Annotated in this window: 25 protein-coding genes and 1 pseudogene; 23 read left to right on the top strand and 3 right to left on the bottom strand. The window is 55.9% G+C overall.

The genetic code is table 11. From position 1 onward, the window contains the following. Genes flgD through HVX72_RS18225 form a run of 10 tightly spaced genes read left to right on the top strand, consistent with a single transcriptional unit; the run spans nucleotide 1 to nucleotide 8,947 of the window. Nucleotides 1-678, top strand: a complete 678-nt coding sequence (gene flgD / locus HVX72_RS18270; protein ID WP_181822057.1) for a flagellar hook assembly protein FlgD — start codon at nucleotides 1-3, stop codon at nucleotides 676-678. A gap of 34 nt (nucleotides 679-712) precedes the next feature. Further along, nucleotides 713-1,903 carry a flagellar hook protein FlgE gene (gene flgE / locus HVX72_RS18265; RefSeq protein WP_042289111.1) on the top strand — a complete coding sequence of 397 codons (1,191 nt, stop codon included), beginning with the start codon at nucleotides 713-715 and terminating at the stop codon, nucleotides 1,901-1,903. Further along, a complete protein-coding gene (locus tag HVX72_RS18260) occupies nucleotides 1,903-2,634 on the top strand; it encodes a flagellar basal body rod protein FlgF (protein ID WP_042289109.1) in 732 nt (243 codons plus the stop codon). The genes flgE and HVX72_RS18260 overlap by 1 nt, the downstream gene beginning before the upstream one ends. A 20-nt stretch (nucleotides 2,635-2,654) precedes the next feature. Then, nucleotides 2,655-3,440: a flagellar basal-body rod protein FlgG gene (gene flgG, locus HVX72_RS18255; RefSeq protein WP_042289108.1), complete on the top strand. Its 786-nt coding sequence runs from the start codon at nucleotides 2,655-2,657 to the stop codon at nucleotides 3,438-3,440. A 26-nt stretch (nucleotides 3,441-3,466) separates the two neighbouring features. Further along, on the top strand, nucleotides 3,467-4,132 hold the full coding sequence (flgH, locus tag HVX72_RS18250; protein WP_042289104.1) for a flagellar basal body L-ring protein FlgH: 666 nt from the start codon (nucleotides 3,467-3,469) through the stop codon (nucleotides 4,130-4,132). Between the two features lie 11 nt (nucleotides 4,133-4,143). Further along, a complete protein-coding gene (locus HVX72_RS18245; protein WP_167333861.1) occupies nucleotides 4,144-5,235 on the top strand; it encodes a flagellar basal body P-ring protein FlgI in 1,092 nt (363 codons plus the stop codon). Continuing rightward, on the top strand, nucleotides 5,235-5,624 hold the full coding sequence (locus tag HVX72_RS18240) for a rod-binding protein (RefSeq protein WP_042289098.1): 390 nt from the start codon (nucleotides 5,235-5,237) through the stop codon (nucleotides 5,622-5,624). The genes HVX72_RS18245 and HVX72_RS18240 overlap by 1 nt, the downstream gene beginning before the upstream one ends. Before the next feature lie 3 nt (nucleotides 5,625-5,627). After that, nucleotides 5,628-6,998: a flagellar hook-associated protein FlgK gene (flgK, locus tag HVX72_RS18235; RefSeq protein ID WP_042289096.1), complete on the top strand. Its 1,371-nt coding sequence runs from the start codon at nucleotides 5,628-5,630 to the stop codon at nucleotides 6,996-6,998. Nucleotides 6,999-7,019: 21 nt separating this feature from the next. Continuing rightward, nucleotides 7,020-7,934 carry a flagellar hook-associated protein FlgL gene (flgL, locus tag HVX72_RS18230; protein WP_042289093.1) on the top strand — a complete coding sequence of 305 codons (915 nt, stop codon included), beginning with the start codon at nucleotides 7,020-7,022 and terminating at the stop codon, nucleotides 7,932-7,934. A gap of 5 nt (nucleotides 7,935-7,939) precedes the next feature. Then, nucleotides 7,940-8,947: a hypothetical protein gene (locus tag HVX72_RS18225; protein ID WP_181822056.1), complete on the top strand. Its 1,008-nt coding sequence runs from the start codon at nucleotides 7,940-7,942 to the stop codon at nucleotides 8,945-8,947. A 53-nt stretch (nucleotides 8,948-9,000) separates the two neighbouring features. On the opposite strand, the gene HVX72_RS18220 is transcribed toward HVX72_RS18225, so the two are convergent. Beyond that, the gene (locus tag HVX72_RS18220) at nucleotides 9,001-9,474 is read right to left on the bottom strand and encodes a hypothetical protein (protein WP_042289092.1); all 474 of its coding nucleotides are present in this window, start codon (nucleotides 9,472-9,474) and stop codon (nucleotides 9,001-9,003) included. Further along, nucleotides 9,446-10,396, bottom strand: a complete 951-nt coding sequence (locus HVX72_RS18215; protein ID WP_042289089.1) for a transcriptional regulator — start codon at nucleotides 10,394-10,396, stop codon at nucleotides 9,446-9,448. Before HVX72_RS18215 ends, HVX72_RS18220 begins: the two co-directional genes overlap by 29 nt. Before the next feature lie 698 nt (nucleotides 10,397-11,094). Between HVX72_RS18215 and HVX72_RS18210 the strand changes: the two genes are divergently transcribed. The 13 genes from HVX72_RS18210 to HVX72_RS18150 all read left to right on the top strand — a co-directional run bounded on the left by HVX72_RS18210 (nucleotide 11,095) and on the right by HVX72_RS18150 (nucleotide 21,809). Next, nucleotides 11,095-11,970 (top strand): flagellin, encoded by an 876-nt coding sequence (locus tag HVX72_RS18210; protein ID WP_060570805.1) that lies wholly within the window; start codon nucleotides 11,095-11,097, stop codon nucleotides 11,968-11,970. Between the two features lie 170 nt (nucleotides 11,971-12,140). Then, nucleotides 12,141-13,016 (top strand): flagellin, encoded by an 876-nt coding sequence (locus HVX72_RS18205; RefSeq protein WP_181822055.1) that lies wholly within the window; start codon nucleotides 12,141-12,143, stop codon nucleotides 13,014-13,016. 206 nt (nucleotides 13,017-13,222) lie between these two features. After that, entirely contained in the window at nucleotides 13,223-14,548 is a 1,326-nt protein-coding gene (gene fliD / locus HVX72_RS18200) for a flagellar filament capping protein FliD (RefSeq protein ID WP_181822054.1), read from the top strand. Nucleotides 14,549-14,569: 21 nt separating this feature from the next. Next, a complete protein-coding gene (fliS, locus tag HVX72_RS18195; RefSeq protein ID WP_042290456.1) occupies nucleotides 14,570-14,962 on the top strand; it encodes a flagellar export chaperone FliS in 393 nt (130 codons plus the stop codon). Beyond that, nucleotides 14,959-15,264: a hypothetical protein gene (locus HVX72_RS18190; RefSeq protein ID WP_042290454.1), complete on the top strand. Its 306-nt coding sequence runs from the start codon at nucleotides 14,959-14,961 to the stop codon at nucleotides 15,262-15,264. The genes fliS and HVX72_RS18190 overlap by 4 nt, the downstream gene beginning before the upstream one ends. Further along, nucleotides 15,261-16,325 carry a flagellar hook-length control protein FliK gene (locus HVX72_RS18185; RefSeq protein WP_181822053.1) on the top strand — a complete coding sequence of 355 codons (1,065 nt, stop codon included), beginning with the start codon at nucleotides 15,261-15,263 and terminating at the stop codon, nucleotides 16,323-16,325. Before HVX72_RS18190 ends, HVX72_RS18185 begins: the two co-directional genes overlap by 4 nt. 13 nt (nucleotides 16,326-16,338) lie before the next feature. After that, complete coding sequence (locus HVX72_RS18180; protein WP_042290450.1) at nucleotides 16,339-16,803, top strand: flagellar basal body-associated FliL family protein; 465 nt, start codon at nucleotides 16,339-16,341, stop codon at nucleotides 16,801-16,803. 13 nt (nucleotides 16,804-16,816) lie between these two features. Beyond that, nucleotides 16,817-17,518: a FliA/WhiG family RNA polymerase sigma factor gene (locus HVX72_RS18175; RefSeq protein ID WP_042290448.1), complete on the top strand. Its 702-nt coding sequence runs from the start codon at nucleotides 16,817-16,819 to the stop codon at nucleotides 17,516-17,518. A 13-nt stretch (nucleotides 17,519-17,531) separates the two neighbouring features. Continuing rightward, a complete protein-coding gene (gene motA, locus HVX72_RS18170; RefSeq protein WP_181822052.1) occupies nucleotides 17,532-18,401 on the top strand; it encodes a flagellar motor stator protein MotA in 870 nt (289 codons plus the stop codon). Then, complete coding sequence (gene lafU, locus HVX72_RS18165) at nucleotides 18,394-19,311, top strand: putative lateral flagellar export/assembly protein LafU (protein ID WP_181822051.1); 918 nt, start codon at nucleotides 18,394-18,396, stop codon at nucleotides 19,309-19,311. The genes motA and lafU overlap by 8 nt, the downstream gene beginning before the upstream one ends. Nucleotides 19,312-19,325: 14 nt before the next feature. Continuing rightward, nucleotides 19,326-20,096 carry a C40 family peptidase gene (locus HVX72_RS22335; protein WP_275943314.1) on the top strand — a complete coding sequence of 257 codons (771 nt, stop codon included), beginning with the start codon at nucleotides 19,326-19,328 and terminating at the stop codon, nucleotides 20,094-20,096. Between the two features lie 29 nt (nucleotides 20,097-20,125). Further along, nucleotides 20,126-21,175 (top strand): plasmid segregation protein ParM domain-containing protein, encoded by a 1,050-nt coding sequence (gene parM, locus HVX72_RS18155; RefSeq protein WP_181822050.1) that lies wholly within the window; start codon nucleotides 20,126-20,128, stop codon nucleotides 21,173-21,175. Beyond that, the gene (locus HVX72_RS18150) at nucleotides 21,168-21,809 is read left to right on the top strand and encodes a hypothetical protein (protein WP_181822049.1); all 642 of its coding nucleotides are present in this window, start codon (nucleotides 21,168-21,170) and stop codon (nucleotides 21,807-21,809) included. The genes parM and HVX72_RS18150 overlap by 8 nt, the downstream gene beginning before the upstream one ends. Nucleotides 21,810-21,899: 90 nt before the next feature. Here HVX72_RS18150 and HVX72_RS18145 read toward each other — a convergent pair. Then, a pseudogene (locus tag HVX72_RS18145) lies at nucleotides 21,900-22,076 on the bottom strand (GNAT family N-acetyltransferase); the annotation flags it as partial. Between the last annotated feature and the right edge of the window lie 107 nt (nucleotides 22,077-22,183).

Genomic DNA, 22,183 nt, shown 5'->3' with positions numbered 1-22,183 from the left:
ATGAACGTAAATAACGCATCCCGCAACGCCCAGGCGACTTCCCTCGACGGCAGCGTCTCCGGCAATGGCAACACCGCGGCTGGCATGAACACGCTGTTTATGCAACTGCTGGTGGCACAGATCCAGAACCAGGACCCGCTAAACCCGACGGATGGCACCGAGTACGTCAGCCAGCTGGCACAGCTTACTCAGGTGCAGTCGATGGAAACCATGTCCCAACTGATGGCGAACAGTTCCGTGTTGATGGACAACCTGCAAACCCTCACCACCGGCAATCTGGTCGGCCAGCACGTGATGGTGCAGAGCGACAGCATCAACAGCGACGGCGAAACGGTTGTGGACGGGCGTCTGACGCTGCAGCACGCCGCGGGCGTAGTGACGGTGATCGTCAAAGATTCTGCGGGCGTCGAGCACAAAATCGAACTGGGCAAACAGGACGCGGGTCAGGTGGATTTCAGTATCGACCCGGCGGAGATGGGGCTCAGCGAAGGGAAATACACTCTGAGCGTGGTCACGGATACCGGCGAAGAGACGGTGCCGATTGAAGTGGGCGGAACGGTCACCAACGTGCGCATTCCGCTCGACGGAAGCGCCACCGTCCTGAATATCAACGGTATTGGCGACATCGCTTACAACAACATTACGCAATTTGGAACAACCTCGAAAAACGCCGTCTGAGGCGATTTCACGAGATGATGAAACAGGAACTTTTATGAGCTTTAACATTGCCACCACCGGCCTGAACGCGGTCACCGAACAGCTGAACGCGATCTCTAACAATATCGCCAACTCCGGCACCGTAGGCTTTAAATCGGGCCGCGCCGAGTTTTCCGCGCTTTACGCTGAAAGCCAGCCACTGGGCGTCGGCGTTTCCGGTGTCACTCAAAGCATCACCAAAGGCGGAAGTATCTCTTCCACCGGCAACGCCCTCGATCTGGCGATCAACGGCAACGGTTTCTTTGTCGTGCGCGACAGCGCGGGCACCACGGCATACAGTCGCGCGGGCTACTTCGGCACCGACAGCAGCGGTAACCTGATCAATAACCTGGGCATGTACCTGCAGGGTTACCCGGTGGATGCGAACGGCCAGCTTCAGGTCGGCACCGTCGGCAATCTGACCATCAGCAGCGGCTCGATCCCGGCGAAGGCCACCGACAGCCTCGACTTCACCGCCAACCTCGACGCCAACGCAGATGTGCCGACAAACGGCAACTTCGACCCGAAGGACAATACCTCGTACAACAATACCTATACTACGCAGGTCTACGATTCTCTGGGTCGTGAGCACACCCTGAACCAGTATTTCGTGAAGAAAGACGATAACACCTGGGAAGTCCACTACTACATGGACGACACCGAGATCCCAAACAGTGCCCAGGAAATGACGTTCTCCGACCAGGGCATACTGACCACACCGACCGACCTGACCAGCCTGAATGTTGATATTCCGGGCGCGGCCGGGCTCTCCATCGACCTGAGCTACAACGGCACTACGCAGTACGGTTCTGATTTCTCGGTGAGCAAAAACCAGGGTAGCGGCTATGCCTCCGGCGAGCGTACCGGCCAGGCGATTGATGCCGATGGCAGCGTTTACGCCACCTTCTCCAATGGCGAACGTATGCTGCAAGGGCAACTGGTGCTGGCTAACTTTGCCAACGCCAACGGCCTTCAGTCGCAGGACGGCACCACCTGGACGCAAACCGCCAGCTCGGGCGCACCGCTGACAGGCGCGCCAGGTACAGGCTTGCTGGGCTCGATTACCGCCGGGGCGCTGGAGCAGTCCAACGTCGACCTGACCTCTGAGCTGGTCGGGCTGATGACCGCGCAGCGTAACTACCAGGCCAACACCAAGGTGATCAGCACTAACGACAACATGATGAATGCGCTCTTCCAGGCGGTGTAATGGATCGATTGATTTTTACCGCCGTAAGCGGCGCATCACGCACACTGTCGCAGCAGGAGATCCACGCGAATAACCTGGCGAACGTCAACACCCAGGGCTTTCGCGGCGATCTCGATCGCGCGATCACGCAGCAGGTGAGCGGCGAGGGTTACGCCTCCCGCTATATGACCCTGCCCACTCAGGGTGGCGTGGACATGACCCCCGGCGCGGTCCGTGAAACCGGGCGCAGCCTGGATCTGGCGATTAAGGGCGAGGGGCTAATCGCCCTGAGCAGCGGCAATCGTGAGGTCTACACCCGCAACGGCCAGATTGACGTCAACGCCGATGGCGAGCTGTCTATCAACGGGCTGCCGGTGGAAGGTGACAACGGCCCGATTGTTCTGCCGCCGTTCTCCTCCGTCAGCATCGGCGAGGACGGGGTGATAACCATCGTGCCCGACGACGGTGACATCGCCGCGCCGGTGGATATCGATCGCGTCAAGCTGGTTAACGTGCCGGCCAGTGAGCTGAGCAAAAATGCTGATGGCTTTCTGGTGAGCAATGCGGCCGTTAACCCGCGCGATGAAGAGGTGATGGTGGCTTCCGGGCATCTGGAGAGCGCCAACGTGTCGGCGATCGACGAGATGGTCTCCAGCATTGCGCTAAACCGCCAGTTTGAAGCGCAGATCAAAATGATGAAAGCCGCAGAAGATCTCGCGACGGCGGGCAACCGCCTGATTCGCGGCTCCTGATATTAAAAGAAGGATGAGAGATGAATCCCGCATTGTGGATTAGTAAAACCGGTCTGGCGGCGCAGGACGCCAAAATGACTGCCATTTCTAACAACCTGGCGAACGTCAACACCACCGGGTTTAAGCGCGATCGCGCCATGTTCGCCGATCTGTTCTATCAGAATCAGCGTACGCCGGGGGGCCAACTGGATCAAAACAACGTCGCGCCGACCGGTATCCAGTACGGCACCGGCGTGAAAATTGTTGGTACGCAGAAAGAGTTCACCGTTGGCAGCATTCAGAACACCGAGCAGGCGTTGGATGTGGCGATCACCGGGCAGGGTTTTTTCCAGGTGGAAATGCCCAACGGCGATATCGGTTATACCCGCGCCGGTAACTTTCAGAAAACGCCGGACGGCCTGCTGACCAACGCTCAGGGCTTACCGCTGGTGCCGCAAATTGAACTGCCGGAAAACGTGAAGGACCTGCAGATCGGTAAAGACGGTACCATCACCGCGACCGTCGCAGGCGAAACGGATCCGGTTGAGCTCGGCCAGCTAACGCTGGTGAACTTCGTCAATCCGGCCGGGCTGGAAGCGGTGGGCGGTAACCTTTATCGCGAAACTGCCGCCAGCGGCGAAGCGGTAGAAGGCGTTCCGGGCGAAGAGGCGTTTGGCCAACTGGAGCAGGGGTCGCTGGAAGGCTCTAACGTGCAGGTCGTCGAGGAGATGGTCGATATGATCACCGTGCAGCGGGCATATGAAATGAACGCCAAAATGGTCTCCGCCGCCGACGACATGCTGAAGTTTGTCACCCAGTCGATGTAATGACCGGGCAGTAAAGTGAAAGTGTAATGAAAAAGCAGGTAGTAATGGTTTTGCTGGCACTGTTTTTGTCGGGCTGTGAAAGCCCGGCGTTGCTGGTGCAAAAAGATGATGCGGCCTTCGCGCCGCCGGAAGATATCGTGATGCCGGATACGCAGGTGCGCGGTGGCGGGTTGTACAACAGCGGCTATAACTGGTCGCTGATACAGGACCGCCGCGCTTATCGCGTGGGCGATATCCTGACCGTCAAACTGGATGAGTCCACCCAAGCCAGCAAGCAGGCGCGCACCAATTTCGGCAAAAAGAACGATGTTTCCCTGGGGATCCCGGACGCGTTCGGCCACTCGGTGGATAATCTCTCCGCCTCCATAGACGGCAACCGTAACTTTAACGGCAACGCCGCCTCGCAGCAGCAAAACAGCCTGCGCGGGGCGATCACCGTGGCCGTCTACAAAGTGCTGCCGAACGGTGTGCTGGCGATCCGCGGCGAGAAGTGGCTGACACTCAATCAGGGTGATGAATACATGCGCGTGACCGGGCTGGTGCGGGCGGATGACGTCGAGCGTGACAACTCCGTTTCCTCACAGCGCATCGCCAATGCCCGCATCTCCTATTCCGGACGCGGCGCGCTGAGCGACGCCAATTCCGCTGGTTGGCTGACGCGCGTCTTCAACCACCCGCTGTTTCCGATCTAATGGAGTCCGTAATGCGTAAAGTGGCACTTTTTTGCCTGCTCATCTGGAGCATGGGGGCGATGGCCCAGCGCCTGGGCGACGTGGTCGATATTCAGGGCGTGCGCGGCAATCAGCTGGTGGGCTACAGCCTGGTGGTGGGGCTCGACGGCACCGGGGATAAAAACCAGGTCAAATTCACCAGCCAGTCGGTGACCAACATGCTGCGACAGTTTGGCGTTCAGCTACCGGCGAAAATCGACCCGAAAGTGAAAAACGTCGCGGCCGTCGCCATCAGCGCGACGCTGCCGCCGGGCTATGCGCGTGGGCAGAGCATTGACGTCACCGTCTCCTCGATTGGCGATGCGAAAAGCCTTCGCGGCGGTACGCTGCTGCTGACCCAACTGCGCGGCGCGGACGGTGAAGTCTATGCGCTGGCGCAGGGCAATGTGGTGGTCGGCGGGGTGAAAGCCGAAGGCAATAGCGGCTCCAGTGTGACCATCAATACACCGACCGTGGGACGCGTGCCGAATGGCGGCTCCGTCGAGCGTGAAGTGATGACCGATTTCCAGCAGGAGCCGGTGGTGATGCTGAACCTCAAGCGCCCGAGCTTTAAAACGGCCAACAGCGTTGCCGTCGCGCTGAACAGCGCTTTTGGCTCCGGCACCGCGACCGCCCAGAGCGCCACCAACGTCGCCGTTCGCGCGCCGCTGGGCGCAGGCGATCGCGTGGCGTTTATGTCAACGCTGGAAGATGTGCAGATCAACGCCGGGAAGCAGCCGCCGCGCGTGGTGTTTAACGCCCGTACCGGCACGGTGGTGATCGGCGATGGCGTAGTGGTGCGTGCCGCCGCCGTCTCCCACGGCAACCTGACGGTTACCATTCGTGAGTCGTCAAACGTGAGTCAGCCGGGCGCGTTCAGCCAGGGGCAAACGGCGGTGACGCCGCAGAGCGATGTGAACGTCAACCGCGGTAGCGGCCAGATGGTGATGATCCCTGCGGGCACTAGCCTGCGCAGTATTGTCAACACCATCAATAGCCTTGGCGCCGCGCCGGATGACACGATGGCGATTTTGCAGGCGCTGCACGAAGCAGGCGCGCTGGACGCTGAACTGGTGGTCATCTGATGCTGAATGCTATTACCCGTCAAAGTGCCATTCTGCCCGGCGACATCACCGGGCAGGTGAAACCGCAAAACCTGGAGCAGGCGGCGGAGCAGTTCGAAGCGCTGATGCTGCGCTCTATGCTGTCGCAGATGCGTAAAGCCGCCGATGTGCTGGGGGAAGATAATCCATTCAACAGCAAACAGCAGCGCATGATGCGTGATTTTTATGACGATAAGCTCGCCTCTGAGCTCGCGTCGCAGCGCAGCACCGGCATCGCACAGATGATTATCAGCCAACTTTCACCGCAAACGACAGCGCCGCTTAAGGATGCGGGAAGTCTGGTCGCTTTAAAAGGACAGCCAAAAGAACTCAGCACGCCCGTTGTCCCGGTCATGCGTGAACAGGAGTAACCCATGAGTATGATTAATATTGCCTTCAGCGGCATTCAGGCCGCGCAGATCGGCATGAACGTAACCTCGATGAACGTAGCCAACTGGATGGTGAGCGGTTACAGCCGCCAGGGAGCGGTGCAAAGCGCTATCGGACCGATGGGTGAGGCGGGAATGAGTGCGGGGAATGGCGTCCAGGTGGACAGCATTCGGCGTATCTCCAGCCAGTATCTGGTGAATCAGGTGTGGCAGACCGGTAACAAGGCCAGCTATTACGAGACGGGAAATCAGTACATCACATCGCTGGAAAAAGTGGTGGGTTCCGACACCACCAGCCTCGGTAACGGGCTCGATGAGTTTATCAATGCCCTGAGCGAACTGACCCAGACGCCGGAATCTCCGGCACTGCGCCAGCAACTGCTCAATCAGGCGGGGGCCCTCGCCACACGCTTTAACAGCGTGAATAACTTTATCACCAGCCAGAAAGAGTCGATTACCACCCAGCGCGGCGCGATGGTCGATCAGATCAACACCATCAGCGGCAGCATCGCCGACTACAACAAAAAGATCGCCGATATGGATTCGACCGGCGGTAACAGCAGCGTGCTGCGCGATCAGCGCGATGAGCTGGTGAAAACCCTCAGTACGCTGGCGGACGTGAAGGTGACGGAGGATAAATCCGGCAGCTATACCGTTTCGCTCGCCAGCGGCCAGCCGCTGGTTAGCGGCAAAACTGCCGGCCAACTGCGCGTCGGTCAGGATGCGAACGGTAATTCGACGCTGGCGCTGAAGTTCTCCACCAGCGAATTTTCGCTCGACCCTGCCGTTGGCGGCCAGCTCGGCGCGCTGCACGACTATGAAACTGGCACGCTGCAGCAGATGAAAGACTCGGTGCAGGGCATGGCGGAAACGGTGGCGGACCTGTTTAACGATCAACTGCAAAAGGGGTTTGATCTGAACGGCAATCCAGGGAAAGCGCTCTTCACTTTTGACCCGTCTAACCCGGCGGGAATGTTGCAGGTCAATGACTTAAACCCGGAAGAGCTGGCGCTCTCCGGCGCGAAAGATGAGCCCGGCAACAGCGACAATCTGGCCGAGCTGATTGAGCTGAAAAACAAAAAAACCACTATTCCGGGTATGGGCAACATGAGCCTGAGCGAAGGGGCCGCGGCGATTATCTCCACCATCGGTATCGCCAGCCGCCAGAGCACCACCGAGATGGATGCCGCCGCCGCCGTGCGCGAGCAGGCGCAGAATCAGCGCGATAACCTCAGCGCGGTAAACCAGGATGAAGAAGCGATTAATCTTCAGATCTACATGCAGGCTTACCAGGCGAATATGAAGGTTATCTCTACCGGTAATCAGATCTTTTCCGATCTGATGAGCATGTTTTAAGCGCGACAGGAATGATTAACAATGCGTATTAGCAGCCTCTATAACTCCAACGCCATGCTGACACAGATGGGCACTAACGGCACGCGCCTGAGCAAACTTCTGGAGCAGGTCTCCACGCTGAAGCGCATTAACGTGCCTTCCGACGACCCGGTGGCCGCCAGCCGTCTGGTGCAGCTCAACCGCGAAGAATCAGCGATCACCCAGTACCAGAGCAATATCAAACGCCTGAGCGGCGCGCTGGCGATTCAGGAGTCGAACGTCAACGCGCTCAATAATCAGCTTCTGTCGCTTAACGATAAGCTGCTGTCGGCCAACAACAGCACTCACAGCCAGAAAGATATGGCGGGCTACGGCGCGGAAATCGACTCGATGATCGACTCGCTGGTGGCATCAATGAATGCCAAAAATGAAAATGGCAGCTATCTCTTTTCCGGCACCAAAACCGACAGCAAAACCGTCACTCTGGACGAGAATGGACAATACGTTTACGGCGGCAACGACGGCACGCGTGAAACGCAGGTCGCCAACGGCGTGAGCATCACCGAAAATACCAACGTCGCGCAGGCGTTTTCCGGCTCAGGTAACGATCTGAAGGTGCTGAACGATCTGAAAGCCCTTAGCGCAAAAATGCAGGACCCGGACGCCAGCTACGCGGACTATAAAGATGAGATAGACGCCATGCTCGGCTCAGTGCAGGGCGCGCGCGATCGCGTCTCCAGTATTTTCACCGACCTCGGCGGACGCCAGAACCGTCTGACGCTGCTCGGCGACGCGCATACGGACGTCAGTGTGGCGAACCGCCAGTTGGCCAGTGAATTAGGCGATACGGATGAAGTGACGGCGACGACCAATCTTCAGCTCTACGCGCAATCGATGCAGATAAGCTACAAGACGTACAGCATGGTCAGTCAGCTTAATCTGTTCAGTATGATGTAATCACGATGCAGGTTGGTTTAAAAACTTCGTCGCTGACGACCCCCGCGTCCACCACTGCCGGACGCGGCACTATTGATGCCCCACAGACCGTTACCCGTGTTCGCATGCCGGAAGCGGTCTCTTCGCGCAGCGCGTTCCCGGAGTCGGCGCTGCTTTCCCGTCGCCCGATGCGCTATAACGTGCAGCTTAACCAGCAACTGACGGCGGTACAGCAGGCGGACAGTTATCTGGCGCAAACGGAAACACAACTGCTTCAGCTGCGCCAATCCTCCCTGCGCGGCGATGCTTCCGCCCAGGCGGCGGCGCTGCAAAAGCACTTAACCCGCCGTACGCAGCTTTCCGGGGGGACGGTCGATCGCCATCTCATGCCTTCGCTGGAACATAAAAGCAGCGTGAATTTTACGCTGCCAGGCAGTGAGAAACTCCTCAGTAACCCCGAAGGTGAGACGCTGGTGTTCTGTCTTGGCGGCCGCCAGCGTGAAATGAGCGCCGTGTCGCTGCCCGCAGAAGCATCGCCGCGCCAGATCCTGACGAAGCTGAATATTGGCCTGGGACGGCTGGGTATTCACGCCCGGCAGAGCGGGAGCGGGCAATTGCTGTTTAGCGTGGATGAAAGCCGCTGGGCGCGCGTCAGCCAGCAGCTTACAGTACGCGGTGAAGGGGGGCGCTATCCGGCCGATGCTTTTACCTTGCTGTCGCCGCAGGCGGAAGCCGCCAGCAGCGATGAGGTGCTGGCGTTGACCGCAGGCCGCGAGCGGGAAGGGCCGGCAAAGCTGCAAAATACTCTGGAGCACATCACCAGCCAGCGCAGCCGACTGCGCCAGCAGCAGGATCATGTGGCGTCGCGTATCAACGATATGGCGGCGGTTTTCACGCCGCAGCAGGCGCTGGAGACGGCGCGTGGGCTGGGGGATGCGCTGGCCGGCGGTACGAAAAACTTTAGCGTGCTTTCACAGGCACTGGGCGCGCAGGCGAATGTGCGTCTGGCGACGGTGAAGAATTTGCTGGGCTAAAACTCGCCTCTCCGGGTCGGGGGAGGCGTCGTTCAGGGGAAAAAAACCTTTCTTTATGAGCGTCTCAGTGGATAAAGAAAGATTGACCCGCTTTCCCCGACCACCAGCGGCTGATCGCCCAGCGAAAGCGGCTCCATCCAGAAGATGGTGTGCATCAGTTGATCCACCAGGTTGTCGACCATCAGCAGGTTCTGCGCCTTGCTGTAGTAAATCGGCGTCAGATAAAAATAGAGCCTGTTGTTTCGCCTTTGCGTCGGGGTAAAGGTGCCTTTCAGCACAAACTGGTTATCGTTCGGGCTGATGAGCGTGATCAGAATCGTGCCCCGCGTTGTTTTCAGGTGCGCGTCGTAAGTCTCTTTACTCTGCGATTTCAAATCATAAAATCCCATCTGAAACGTGCCTTCAACGTTGGCGCCGCGCATCATTCTTGGTGATGTTAGCGCGTTCCAGACAAAAGGCGAGACCGCCACGATGAGAATGGCGATGCTCAGCAGCAGATTAATTCTCTGTACAAATAGCCATTTCATTCAGCTTTCTCCGGGTTTCGCGCAGGATCAGATTGTTGAGTTGGTTTGCATCGAGCCGCCATTGATAAACCGCCATCACCAACTGTTGCTTATCGCAGGGGCTGCTCAGCGCAAATGTATAATTCAGCATGAAATTTCGGGTGCTGAAATAGACGGTCATCGTCACAGACTGCGTTTTAATCTGCTGGTTCAGGGTATAGAGCGAGGCTTTCAGTTTGCTGTACAGGTTCTCCGCGCCGTAGGAGAGATCGCCGGACGGTTCAATCGCGTAAATATGAATATTGCTGTAAACGTTAGGCTGTACCTCTTTCGCCGTCAGGTTTCCGCTCTCCTGACGCTTCACCACCCACCATGTCAGCAACGTGGTACAGACGATGACCAGCACCACGAACAGTACAAAGGTTGTCCGGTTTGCGCGCGGCAGCGCCGCCGCAGCGACAGGAACGGTGGCTTCCTGAGCCGGTGTTTCTGGCGCTGGCGGCATAGCGGCGGATTCATTCACCCTGTCTTCAGGTACCGCCGGTTTGTTTTCCTCTTCCGTCTCTCGCTCAGCTGGATCTTGCGTAGATTCATTAACTTCACTCTCTTCCTTCTCGATTACGCGGCAATATTCCGGCTCCAGCAAATACCCTTTTTTGGGTATCGTTTTGATAATTTTTTGCTGTTTGCCGTCATCCTCCAGCGCGGTACGTAATGCATGGATAGCATTGGGAAGACTGTTATTACCGATAACACGCCGTTCCCAAACCAGGTTAGTCAATTCTTCACGTGTGAAGATTTTCCCTGCATCCTGCATCAGAATATCCAGCAGCTTGAGCTGATATTCACCAAGGCGCTTCTTTTCTCCGGTTGTTAAATGGAGGATCGATCCTGAAGGAATATCAATCAGCCAGTTATTTACAGAGCAGTAGCGTTTATTCATCGATTAGTTGATGGTAGTGACCATTCCCGTTCAGTCAGTTTGTATTGTCATAATTTAAGTTCAATGCTGTGTTATTTAATTGTTATGGCAAGCCGGGGGTTATAATGAATTGCCGCTTATGCAAAAAAGCAAGAAAGGAATAAGTTATTCTTTGCGAAAAGTTACGCATAAACTTTGAACAAAAGCGGAAGATTACCCCTTTCCCCGTGTCGTCAGCTCTAGGAATAATCTTTTCCATGGCCTCTTTTTACGCGATAAAAGTGTGATGCGCAACACCTCTGGTAGTAAAAAATCTTGCCGCTGATTAAGAAAATTAGACAAAAGTTAACTCCAATAGTTAAAAGATCTTGATGTTAAAAAAGGTCGTGTTTATGTGAATCCTATGTTCATGGAATAAATCTATACCTTACGGAATAAAAGGGTTTTATAGGGGTGGTAACGGTTATCGAAAATAGTGGTTAAGTTTGCTGTTTTTTGTGTCGCCTTATATTTTGATTCTGCGCTTTTTAGTCGTCTTAGAAAAATGATGAAGAACTCCCTTACTATTATTAGCGAGGCTTATCAGATAGGCGAAATATTTTTCTTGCGGGATGTAAAGGTGGGTTAAAAATAAAATTTAATTTTTCCGTCAAAAGGCCGTTTTACTCTTCCAGTAACAATGAAAGTGCCTGACGGACAGGTCACCCAAGGAGAAAACAATGTCCCTTTCTATTTTCACCAGTGCTTCATCTATGGCGTCTACCAACGCGTTAAATAAATCCAACAGCATGCTGTCCACCGCGATGGAGCGCCTGGGCACCGGCAAACGTATTAACTCAGCGGCGGATGACGCGGCAGGTCTGCAGATCGCCAGCCGTCTTCAGGGCCAGACCAACGGTATGGCGGTTGCCCAGCGTAATATCTCCGATGCGACTGCGCTGATGCAGACGGCGGAAGGCGCGTTTGATGAAGTCAGCAATATCATGTACCGCATGAAAGACCTCGCAACCCAGGCGGCGAACGACACCAACACAGAAAAAGATCGCAATGCGATCAATGCGGAACTGAACGATCTGAACGCCGAGCTGAAGAACATCATGGACAATACCTCTTATGCGGGTGAGAAGCTGTTCGGTGACAGCGGCAAATTCGCGAAAGCGCTGAACTTCCAGATTGGTTCCTCTTCTGGTGAAACGATGGTAGTTGATCTCTCTGGCGAGCTGAACGGGACAGGCAGTGGCGCGCTGTTTACCTCTTCCGGCTTCGGCTTTGGGGACTGGGAACAGGCCGATGGCATCAACATCAGCGATGCAGATACGGCAAAAGCGATGATGGATAAACTGGAAACCGCGTTGAATGATGTTGGTTCCGTACGTTCCAAAATGGGCGCCAGCATCAACCGTCTGGGCCACACCGCCTCTAACCTGGCGAACATGAAAGACAACACCGAACTGGCGCTGAGCAATATTCAGGACGCTGACTTCGCCAGCGAGGCCTCCTCCATGACGCGTAACCAGATGCTGGCGCAGACCAGCATGTCCATGCTGAAGCAGTCCAACAGCATGTCCAGCATGGTGATGTCCCTGCTGGGCTAATCGCTCGCAGATGCCTCACAGGCCGCTCCATAGGGGCGGCTTTTTTATGGGGGAATGCCTGTCAGGATAAAAAATCGCCATTCAGCACACCGGCGATTTAATTTTCTAAACCGGCGTGCCGTTCTTATTTACCAGAGCCACTGAAAACCGATTTTAAAAAGGAATACACAATGTCACTGTCAATTTTCACCAGCGCATCTTCCATGGCATCCACCAACGCGTTAAATAAATCCAACAGCATGCTGTCCACCGCGATGGAGCGCCTGGGCACCGGCAAACGTATTAACTCAGCGGCGGATGACGCGGCAGGTCTGCAGATCGCCAGCCGTCTTCAGGGCCAGACCAACGGTATGGCGGTTGCCCAGCGTAATATCTCCGATGCGACTGCGCTGATGCAGACGGCGGAAGGCGCGTTTGATGAAGTCAGCAATATCATGTACCGCATGAAAGACCTCGCAACCCAGGCGGCGAACGACACCAACACAGAAAAAGATCGCAATGCGATCAATGCGGAACTGAACGATCTGAACGCCGAGCTGAAGAACATCATGGACAATACCTCTTATGCGGGTGAGAAGCTGTTCGGTGACAGCGGCAAATTCGCGAAAGCGCTGAACTTCCAGATTGGTTCCTCTTCCGGTGAAGCGATGAAGATTGATCTTTCTGGCGAACTGAACGGAACAGGGAGCGGCGCGCTGTTTACCTCTTCCGGCTTCGGCTTTGGTGACTGGGAAAAGGCCGATGGCATCAACATCAGCGATGCAGATACGGCAAAAGCACTGATGTCCGATCTGGAATCTAAGCTGAATGATGTCGGTTCCGTACGCTCCAAAATGGGCGCCAGCATCAACCGTCTGGGCCACACCGCCTCTAACCTGGCGAACATGAAAGACAACACCGAACTGGCGCTGAGCAATATTCAGGACGCAGATTTCGCCAGCGAGGCCTCCTCCATGACGCGTAACCAGATGCTGGCGCAGACCAGCATGTCCATGCTGAAGCAGTCCAACAGTATGTCCAGCATGGTGATGTCCCTGCTGGGCTAATTCCTCCCGGCGCCGCATCAATAAAAAACACCGCTGCATAGCGGTGTTTTTGTATCCGGCGACGTCGTTTCCTCTGCCGGAAATAGCGGAAAGGGAGATTCCTCCCGTTTTGTAACCTACTGAAAATGTTTAATTAAAAAGTTGGCACGATAGTTGCTTGAATGACGTCATGTCGAACGCGACGAGCGTGCCTGGAGAAACCTTTTATGTCTGATTTTGACCCCACAACACTGGCTACACAGTTGGCAAGCTATGACATTCTGGCGCTGCAGAACTCTATCCAGACGCAGACCTCCACGCTGGCCGCGCAGAAAAAAGCGCTAACCTCGTTACGTACCGCGCTCACGGATTTTCGTACGGCGATCAAAGGGCTGAACTCCAGTTCCAGCAACGTGCTGAAGAACAGCGTCACCATGAATCAGGAGGGGATCGCCACTATCTCCGCCAGCGCCTCGGCCCGTAAAGGGACCTACAGCCTGAATGTGACGCAGTTGGCTTCCGCCCAGCAAAAAGGGTTTAGCGACCTGACGGATGAGGATATTAAAAACGCCACCGGCACGCTGACCATCAACCTGAACGGTGAAAGCATTGATATTGAGATGGACAATCTGAACAGTCTGTCCGATTTCGCCGGTGCGGTGAACAAGGCGGATTTTCCGAGCGCCAGCAGCAATACCTCTGCCACAGAGCAGAACGGCGTCACCGCCTCGCTGATGCGCGTTGACGGCAAAGTGCAACTGATGCTGAGCAGCGACCAGAGTGGGGAACAGTACGATATTCAACTCGATACCAGCGCGATGACCGGCGATCAGACTATTTTCGACAATGCGACCATCATCACCAGCGGGAAAGATGCGAAATTTACGCTCGGCGATTCGCCCCAGGAGTACAGCAGCAGCTCCAACAACCTGGACAACCTGGTGGACGGCGTGTCGATCAAACTGACGGGCACGACGGAAGTTGGCAAACCACTGGTGATTTCCGTGGATACCGATCCCACCGGGACGCAAGAGCAGATTCAGGCCTTTATCGACGCCTACAACACGCTGAAAGATACGATCTCCGGGCTGACCTCTTCCGGAAGTAATACGGACGAACGCGGTGCGTTCGCCGGTGATGCGAGCATCTCTTCGCTCTCTAATGAGCTAAGTAACATTCTGCGCCAGACCTTCGGTGATGAAAACATGACCAAATTTGGCATCACCTCCGATAAAGACGGCAAGCTCTCGTTGGACGCCGACACGCTGGAAGAGCAGTTGAAAGCCGATCCACAGTCGGTAAATAACTTCTTTAACGGCAACGACGGCATGATCAAGGCGATGGATAAATCGCTGGATAAATACCTCAATACCAGCACCGGTTTGCTGAAAGGCCGCCAGGACACGCTCGACCGCCAGCAGCGCGATATCGACACGAAAACAGAAAAAATGAATACCCGTTATGAAAGCTCCTATAACCGCTACCTCAAGCAGTTCACGCAGTTGCAGAGCATCATGACGCAGATGAATAACACCATGAGCATGTTTAGCTAATTCTAAGGGAATCTGAGCGTAATGTACGGTAACGATCGGGAAGGCTACGGCCTTTACCACCAGGAAGATCTCGCGATTCAGTCGGCGGCGGCGAATCCGCACCAGTTGGTGCTGATGCTGTTTAACGGGCTAATGGATGAATTAATTCGCGCGAAAAGTCATATTGCCGCGCGTCGCTTTGAGCGCAAGGCGCAGAGCATCAATAAATGCATCGATATTCTCAACGCGCTGACCAGCGCGCTCGACTTCGAAAAGGGCGGCGAACTGGCCCTGAGCCTGGCGAATCTCTACGACTACTGCGTCTACCGACTCTATGACGCCAGCCATAAGCTCTCTGTTGAACAGATCGAAGAAGTGGAAAACATTCTCGGCAACATCCAGGACGGCTGGGAAAAAATGGGTCAGGCTGCATGAGTTATCTCTCCTCTCTGCAAACCCTGGCGGCCACGCTGCGCCAGGTGACCGCCGATCATAACTGGCCGGCGGTACAGCGCGCCGATGGTGAAATCGCCGCGCTGCTGGCGGACATTCAGGGAAAAACCCTGAACGGCGCCGAGCAGCAGGCGCTGAAAACCCTGGCGAATATTCACCGCCAGGCGCGCGAATACTGCATGGGGCAGCTTGAGATTGTGGAAGCCAAAATGGCGCTCTCCGTGCGTAATCGCGAAGGCGCAACGGCCTACGCAGCCTTTATGGATGCGGAGGATTTACGATGATGGATCTTCTCACGCTCGCGGCTGGCGCGGGTAATGCCTCGGGATCGCCGGTGCAGGCGGAGCCGATTACCGGAAGCAGCCCGGCGGTGACAGCCGCCAGCGCCCAGACGCCAGTGGCCTTTAGCGACGCGCTGCTGAATGTGGTGAATACGCTGATGGCCGGGCAGGGGGAAAACGCGCCCGCCGTCAGCGTCAGCGCCGAGGGGATTCGACAGAAAGCGAGCGAAGAGGCGAAGGACGCGACGGTGGAGGATTCCTCCCTGCTGAGAGTCGATGCGCAACAACAACTGCTGGATGCGTTGCTGATGCCGCGCCCGCAGCCGGTTAACGTCGAAAACATGCGTACCGGCGAGGCGGCGACGACGCATTCCCTGCTTCAGCAAACACCCGACGCGCTCAGTGGATACGCGCCTGCGCTGAACGGGGCGACAGGACTGCCGCAAGCGGTATCGGGGGCGGAAACGGCGCTGCCGGTCACGCCCGCAACGGGGAGGCAGCTTCAGGTCGCGCCGCAGCTGATGACGGCGATGACCGCGGTAACGCCTGAGCTTGCTGGGCAGCCTGCTGGCACACAGAGCAGCAGTGTCGTCACGGTGAGTAACGACGCCCGCACCTCGCAGGGCGCGCCATTGAAGTTGGATACGGAAGATTCCCGCTGGACGCAGCAGCTCCAGCGAGTACTGGGCGAACGTCTGCAGGTGCAGGTGAAGAATCAGATCCAGCACGCCACCATCCGTCTTGACCCGCCGGAGATGGGCAAAATAGACATCTCGTTGCAGATCGATAACGGTCGGATGCAAGTACAAATCAACGCCAGCCACGCCGAGGTATACCGTGCGTTACAGCAGACCAGCAACGATTTGCGTCAGAGCCTGACGGAACAAAATTTCGTGCAGGTCAACGTGCAGGTCTCATCGCAGTCCGGTGGACAGCAGCAGGAGAAGGGTTCGCCTTTTGCCGAACAGCAGGCGGCGATTCAGTCCGCGCCGGAGATCGCCACAGGCGCCACGGTGGCGGATGAAACACGCCGTAAAGATGACTCGGTATTACTGACCGTTTAACAGAAAGAACACTATGAATACAAAAACACTTTTATTTGGGGTGATTATCGCCCTTGTGACCGCCGTGATGGCGGCCGGTTTAACCGTGGTCGGCACCCACCTGCTGCGTTCCGATGAGAGCGCGACGGCGATCGATAAACTCTTTTCCTCTTCCGGGTCGCATTCGGTGGAGTTTGTGGAGATCAAAAATCTGGTGATCACCCTGAAAGGGAGCGGCCGTACGGAGCGTTACCTGCTGCTGGAACTTAACCTGGCGACCAACGGCCCGGATAACACCCGTAAATCGGAAGAGATGATCCCGGCAATTCGCGGGGCGACCGTCAGCCTGCTTTCCGATATGGAATACAGTGCGGTGCGCGCCTTAAGCGTGGGTGAGCTGCATAACAAACTGAAGACGGCATACGAGGCGCGCTTCAGCAGCCTGAACATGAATGTACCATTTGATGACGTGATCATCAGCAAAATGGTTTTCCAGTGATTAATAAGCCGTAATGGACATGATGGATTTTATTGCCAGCGAAACGCTGACGCCCGCAGACGAAGCGCGCTACCTCAGCCAGTATCTGCCGTTGGTTAACAAAATTGTAAAACAGCTGGCATACCAGGCCAGCAGCGTGCTTGACCGCGAAGATATGGAGCAGAGCGCGCTGATGGGGCTGTTAAGCTCGCTGCGTCGCTATGGTCATCCTGACGAGCAGTTTGCCGCCTATGCTGCGCCGCGTATTCGCGGCGCGGTGCTGGACGAACTGCGTCAGCTTGACTGGCGGCCGCGTCGACTGCGACAGAAAACGCACAAGATCAACGATGCCATTCGCGAAGTGGCGCGGCTGTTGGGCCGCCCGCCGACGTTTGATGATCTTAGCCGCCATCTTTCCATTACGGCTGATGAGTATCAGGAGTATCTGCTGCTGGATTGCGCCAAAGCGCTGGAGAGCCTTGACGATCTCCTGAGCAATGATGTGCATGCCGGGGCGCTGGATAGCCGCCCCCTTGAAGAGGAGATGATTGTCAGCCGCACGCTGCGCAACGCGCTGGCAAGCCTCGATGAACGTGAACAGTTGATCCTCACGCTCTATTACCAGCAGGAAATGAGCCTGAAAGAGATTGCCCTGGTGCTTGATCTCACCGAGGCGAGAGTCTGTCAGCTCAATAAAAAAATCGCGCAAAAAATTCAGTCTTTTTTCCAGAAGTGAAAGTGAAAGGTTTATGCAGAAATTCTTAGGTATTCTCATCATCATGGGGTGTGTTGTCGGCGGTTTTATTATGTCTGGCGGGCATTTAGCATCATTCTGGCAGCCGGGTGAAATCATCATCATCCTCGGTGCGGGCATGGGCGCAATGGTTCTGGCGAACCCGAAAGCCGTTTTGGGCGAGATGTATCGCCAGTTCCGCGGCATTATGCGCAAAAACGAGTACACCAGCGAATACCAGCGCGAGCTGCTGATGCTGCTGTATGAACTACTGGAGCTGGTGCAGGACGGCGGCCTGAAGGTGCTGGACGAGCACATCGAATCGCCGGCCAATAGCCCGTTGTTCCAGAAATATCCGCAAATGCTGCGTGATAAAGCGCTGATCATGTTTATCTCCGATAACTTCCGCCTGATGGCGATGGGCAAGATCAACGAACATGAGCTGGAGGGGATTCTGGAGCAGGAACTCGGCGCGATGGAAGAGAACCTGCTCCAGCCGTCGCGCTCGCTGCAGCGTACCGCTGAAGCGATGCCGGGCTTCGGGATCTGCGCCGCGGTGCTCGGGATAATTATCACCATGCAGTCCATTGATGGCTCGATTGCCGTGATCGGCGTGAAGGTCGCGGCAGCGCTGGTGGGCACCTTCCTCGGCGTTTTCTTCTGTTACTGTCTGATGGACCCTGTCGCGAACGCCATGGAGCAGCGCACCAAAAAGCAGATTGCGGTGCTGGAGTGCGTGCGTACTGTGCTGGTCAATCATGTCGCAGGCAAACCGACCCTGCTGGCGGTCGACGCCGGACGCAAAATGTTGCCGATGGATTCTAAACCAACCTTTGCCACTCTCGATGGCTGGGTGAACCAGATGACGGGTATGGCCGATGCGTAATCGCGGTAAAGATCACCACACCACAATCATCAAGCGCTCGTCGCGTAAAGGGCATGAGGAGATCCATGGCGGCGCGTGGAAAGTGGCTTTCGCCGATTTTACGCTGGCGATGATGGCGCTGTTTATGGTGCTGTGGATCATGGGCGCGGTCACCGAAGAGGAGCGTAAAGAGATTGTCTCTCTGCTCAACGGCGGCGAGACGATATTTGAAGGCCATGCGATTTCGCCGATCACCCAGAAAGATGTGGGCGGCGATCTGACCATCGTCGGCAAACGCGATCCGCAGAAAAACACGGCAGAACAGAAAAAACAGCTGGCGCAGCAGGTTAAGCAGTCGGAAAATCTCAAAGACGTTAACACCCGTTCGAACGCCGAGATTGAGGAGCTGGCGCGCATCATTATGCAGATCACCTCCGCGTATGACGCGCAGTCCAACCTTAAAATGGAGATTGTGCCGCAGGGGTTACGCATCCTGGTTTCTGACGATAGGAAACGGGAGATGTTCCAGCGCAGCAGCGCCGTTCTGACGCCGTTCTTTAACCGGCTGCTGACCCGCTTTGCGCCGGAACTGAATAAGATAGATAACAAGATCATTATTACCGGCCATACGGACGCCACGCGTTTTCGCGATCAGGTGCTGTATAACAACTGGAATCTCTCCGGCGAGCGCGCCATGCAGGCGCGTGCAGTGCTGACGAAAGGCGGGCTCGACCCAAACAAAGTGTTGCAGGTCAGCGGCATGGCTGATCAGATGCTCCTCGACCCGAACCAGCCGCTGAGTTCTGCGAATCGCCGTATTGAAATCATGGTGTTAACGCACTCTGCCAGTGAGTCACTGTATCAGTTTTTTGGCCAGCATGGTGAGAAAATCATCAAGCCGCTGGTCGAGAAAATCTCGAAAAATCCATAATAAATAGTTGTCGCGTGAAACGTTTTCTCTCTTTTACTTCTGGCTTGCCCGTTCTTCGGGCACCTCTTTTTCTGCTGGCGCTGGTGCTGTTGGCAAACTCCGGATATAGCACCGCCCGGTCTCAGCCGTCGCCGGAAAGCGCGGAACTGGCGAGGCAACAGAACCGTCTGCGGCTGATGGCTAAGGTCAAAAAGCGGACGGTGACCGTACCCTTAACGCCGGAGCAGAAGCGCCGGGACATCGAGCAAAAACGCGCGACGCGGCTGAAAAATCGCGAAATGCTGGCGATGCATTCCCGCTGGCGACCCGGCACCGTCGATGCGCTCTGGACGCGCTCGCTGGATGAAAAGGCGCCCGTGACCCGGGAGGCGCTTCAGCGCGCGGCCAAACTGCGCACGGTGATCCGCCGCCTGGAAGGGCAGCTCGGCAAACCTTACGTCTGGGGCGGTAAAACCCCCACCGAGGGCTTTGATTGCAGCGGACTGGTCTTCTACGCCTACAATGCGGTGCTGGAGCGCAAGCTGCCGCGCACGGCGAATGAAATGTATCAGGCGAATCATCTGAAGCCGGTGCGCAGAGACAAACTGCGCAACGGCGATCTGGTGTTCTTCAACATCAACCAGCGCCCCGGCGCCGATCACGTTGGCGTCTATCTGGGCGACGATAAGTTTATTGAAGCGCCACGTACCGGGCTGAAAATCCGCATTAGCCAGCTTTCAGACAATTTCTGGCAATCACATTATCTTGGCGCGCGCCGCATTCTGAGTGAAGACGCCGCGTTTTGAAAAATACCCTTTAGATTGAGATACCACCCATGACCGCAACCCGTATGAAATTCGCCATTGATGATGGCTCTACCAACGTCAAAATCAGCTGGATTGAAAACGGCACACTGAAAACCGTTGTGTCGCCGAACTCTTTTCGCAAAGACTGGAAAAGCGCCGCGCTGCTGCGCGGACAGTCGGTTTACAACTACACCATCGGCACCACGAAATACACCTACGACGCCACCTCCGATAAGGCGCTGTCGACTACGCACATCGACTACCAGTATGACGATCTGAATCTGCTGGCGGTACACCACGCGCTGCTGCAAACTGGCATGACGCCGTGCGACGTGGATATCGTGGTCACGCTGCCGATTACCCAGTTCTACAACCCGGACGATTGCCAGCGTAACGAAAGCCGCATCGAAGCGAAGCGCCGCAATCTGACGCGCGACATTTCCCTCAATAAGGGCGAACTGTTCCGTATCGTCGATGTGCAGGTGATGCCGGAGAGTCTGCCGGCGGCGCTGTCGCATCTATTGAATTCGAACGTCAACGAGTTTACGAAGTCGCTGGTGATTGACTGCGGCGGCACCACGCTGGATATGGGAGTGATCGTCGGCGAATTTGACGATGTCTCCGCGATTTACGGTAACAATGAGATTGGTGTGGCGATGGTGACTGACGCCACCCGCAAGCTGCTGGCCGCTGCAGACAGCGACTCCAGCTATCTGGTGGCGAATGAACTGATCAAACGCCGCCACGATATGGCGTTTGTGAAAAGCGTGATTAACGATGAGTCGCGCATCGACGACATTCTTGAGCGCGTGGCGATTAAAATTCAGGAGCTGGGCGACCAGGTGGCGTATGAAGCGAAAAAATTCGCCAAAAACCCGAACCGCGTTTATCTGGTCGGCGGCGGGGCGCATCTGATTGAATCCGCTGTACGTCAGACTTACGCGACCCTGGGCGATCGCGTGGTGACCATCGACAATCCGCAAAGCGCGCTGTCGCGCGAAATCTGCCTGTACCATGCGGAAAACGGCGTTGAGCAGGTGGCTGCGCCGCAGATGGTCGAGGTCGGCGACGATGAATAACAGGCAAATTCGCCGGGTTAATCTCTCCCTGCATTTGTCGCCGGAGCATTCGCGTGCGGATCTGCGCGCGATGCTGCATCTGAAAAAATGGCACGATGACATCAACCAGGCGGGCGGAAATGCGAGTGACGCCAGTATGGAGGTGCGTCGTTTTCACCGTAACGTCTATCTGGCTGGGCTACAGCTGCAGATGCTGAATCCGCAGCTTTGCAGCCATATCGCCGAATCGATTGGTCGTGAAACGCTGACGCTGGAGGCGCTTTGTGCCGAACTGAGTGAAGGACAACTGCTGCCGGTCGCCGCGGCGGAGCCCGCTTCCGCCCCGCAAAACTGCCTGGAGTTCAGTAAGCAGCAGCTGCGCCAGCTGCGTGCGCTGATGTCCGACGCGATGCAACGGCAGCCAGTTGTGAAAGAGAAAGATGAGGGTGAACTGGCGGCGATGCACGATGAAATCGCACAGCTGAAAGCGCTGCTGGAAAAGCAACATGTATTGTTGCAACAACTGAAGATGATCGCCCGGACGACGCCTGCGGCGGAAAGCGCAAAAACGTCCGGGGCGGAAGAGATAGATTTAAGCACGCTTGAGGCCCAGACGCAGAAGATGAAACAGATTAAACAAAAAGGGATTTTTTGAGGTGCTCCTCTCCGTGAGGAGAGGGGTCACTAATTGCCAATATATTTCAATGGGTTGAATGGTAAGCTCTGTACCCTTTCCATCTTAAGGCTATAGTGGCAGTTTGAGAATCAACGTTAGCGCCTGGGTTTGCGATACCTTAAAGCCTTGGTGAATATAAAAGTATTTGGCTTCTTCAGACAGAGAGTGAGCCATGATCGCGCGAACACCACTATTTTCAGCCACTCTATAACATCGAAGAACGGCATCCTGAAGAAGGTCTGCTCCAGACGTCATATTTTTCGCCGTTAGGCAGGGCGTAAATCAATCTGACAGGCGATTATATTTGGAAAACAACCGGATACCGATAAGTTTTGTCGGCTGAGGCCAGCTAA

Origin of the sequence: Citrobacter sp. RHB21-C05 (assembly GCF_013889015.1) — a bacterium.
In the GTDB taxonomy this organism is placed as follows: Bacteria; Pseudomonadota; Gammaproteobacteria; order Enterobacterales; family Enterobacteriaceae; genus Citrobacter_A; species Citrobacter_A sedlakii.
Note: the sequence above shows the minus strand (reverse complement) of the source record. Positions and strands in the feature narration are given on the sequence as shown.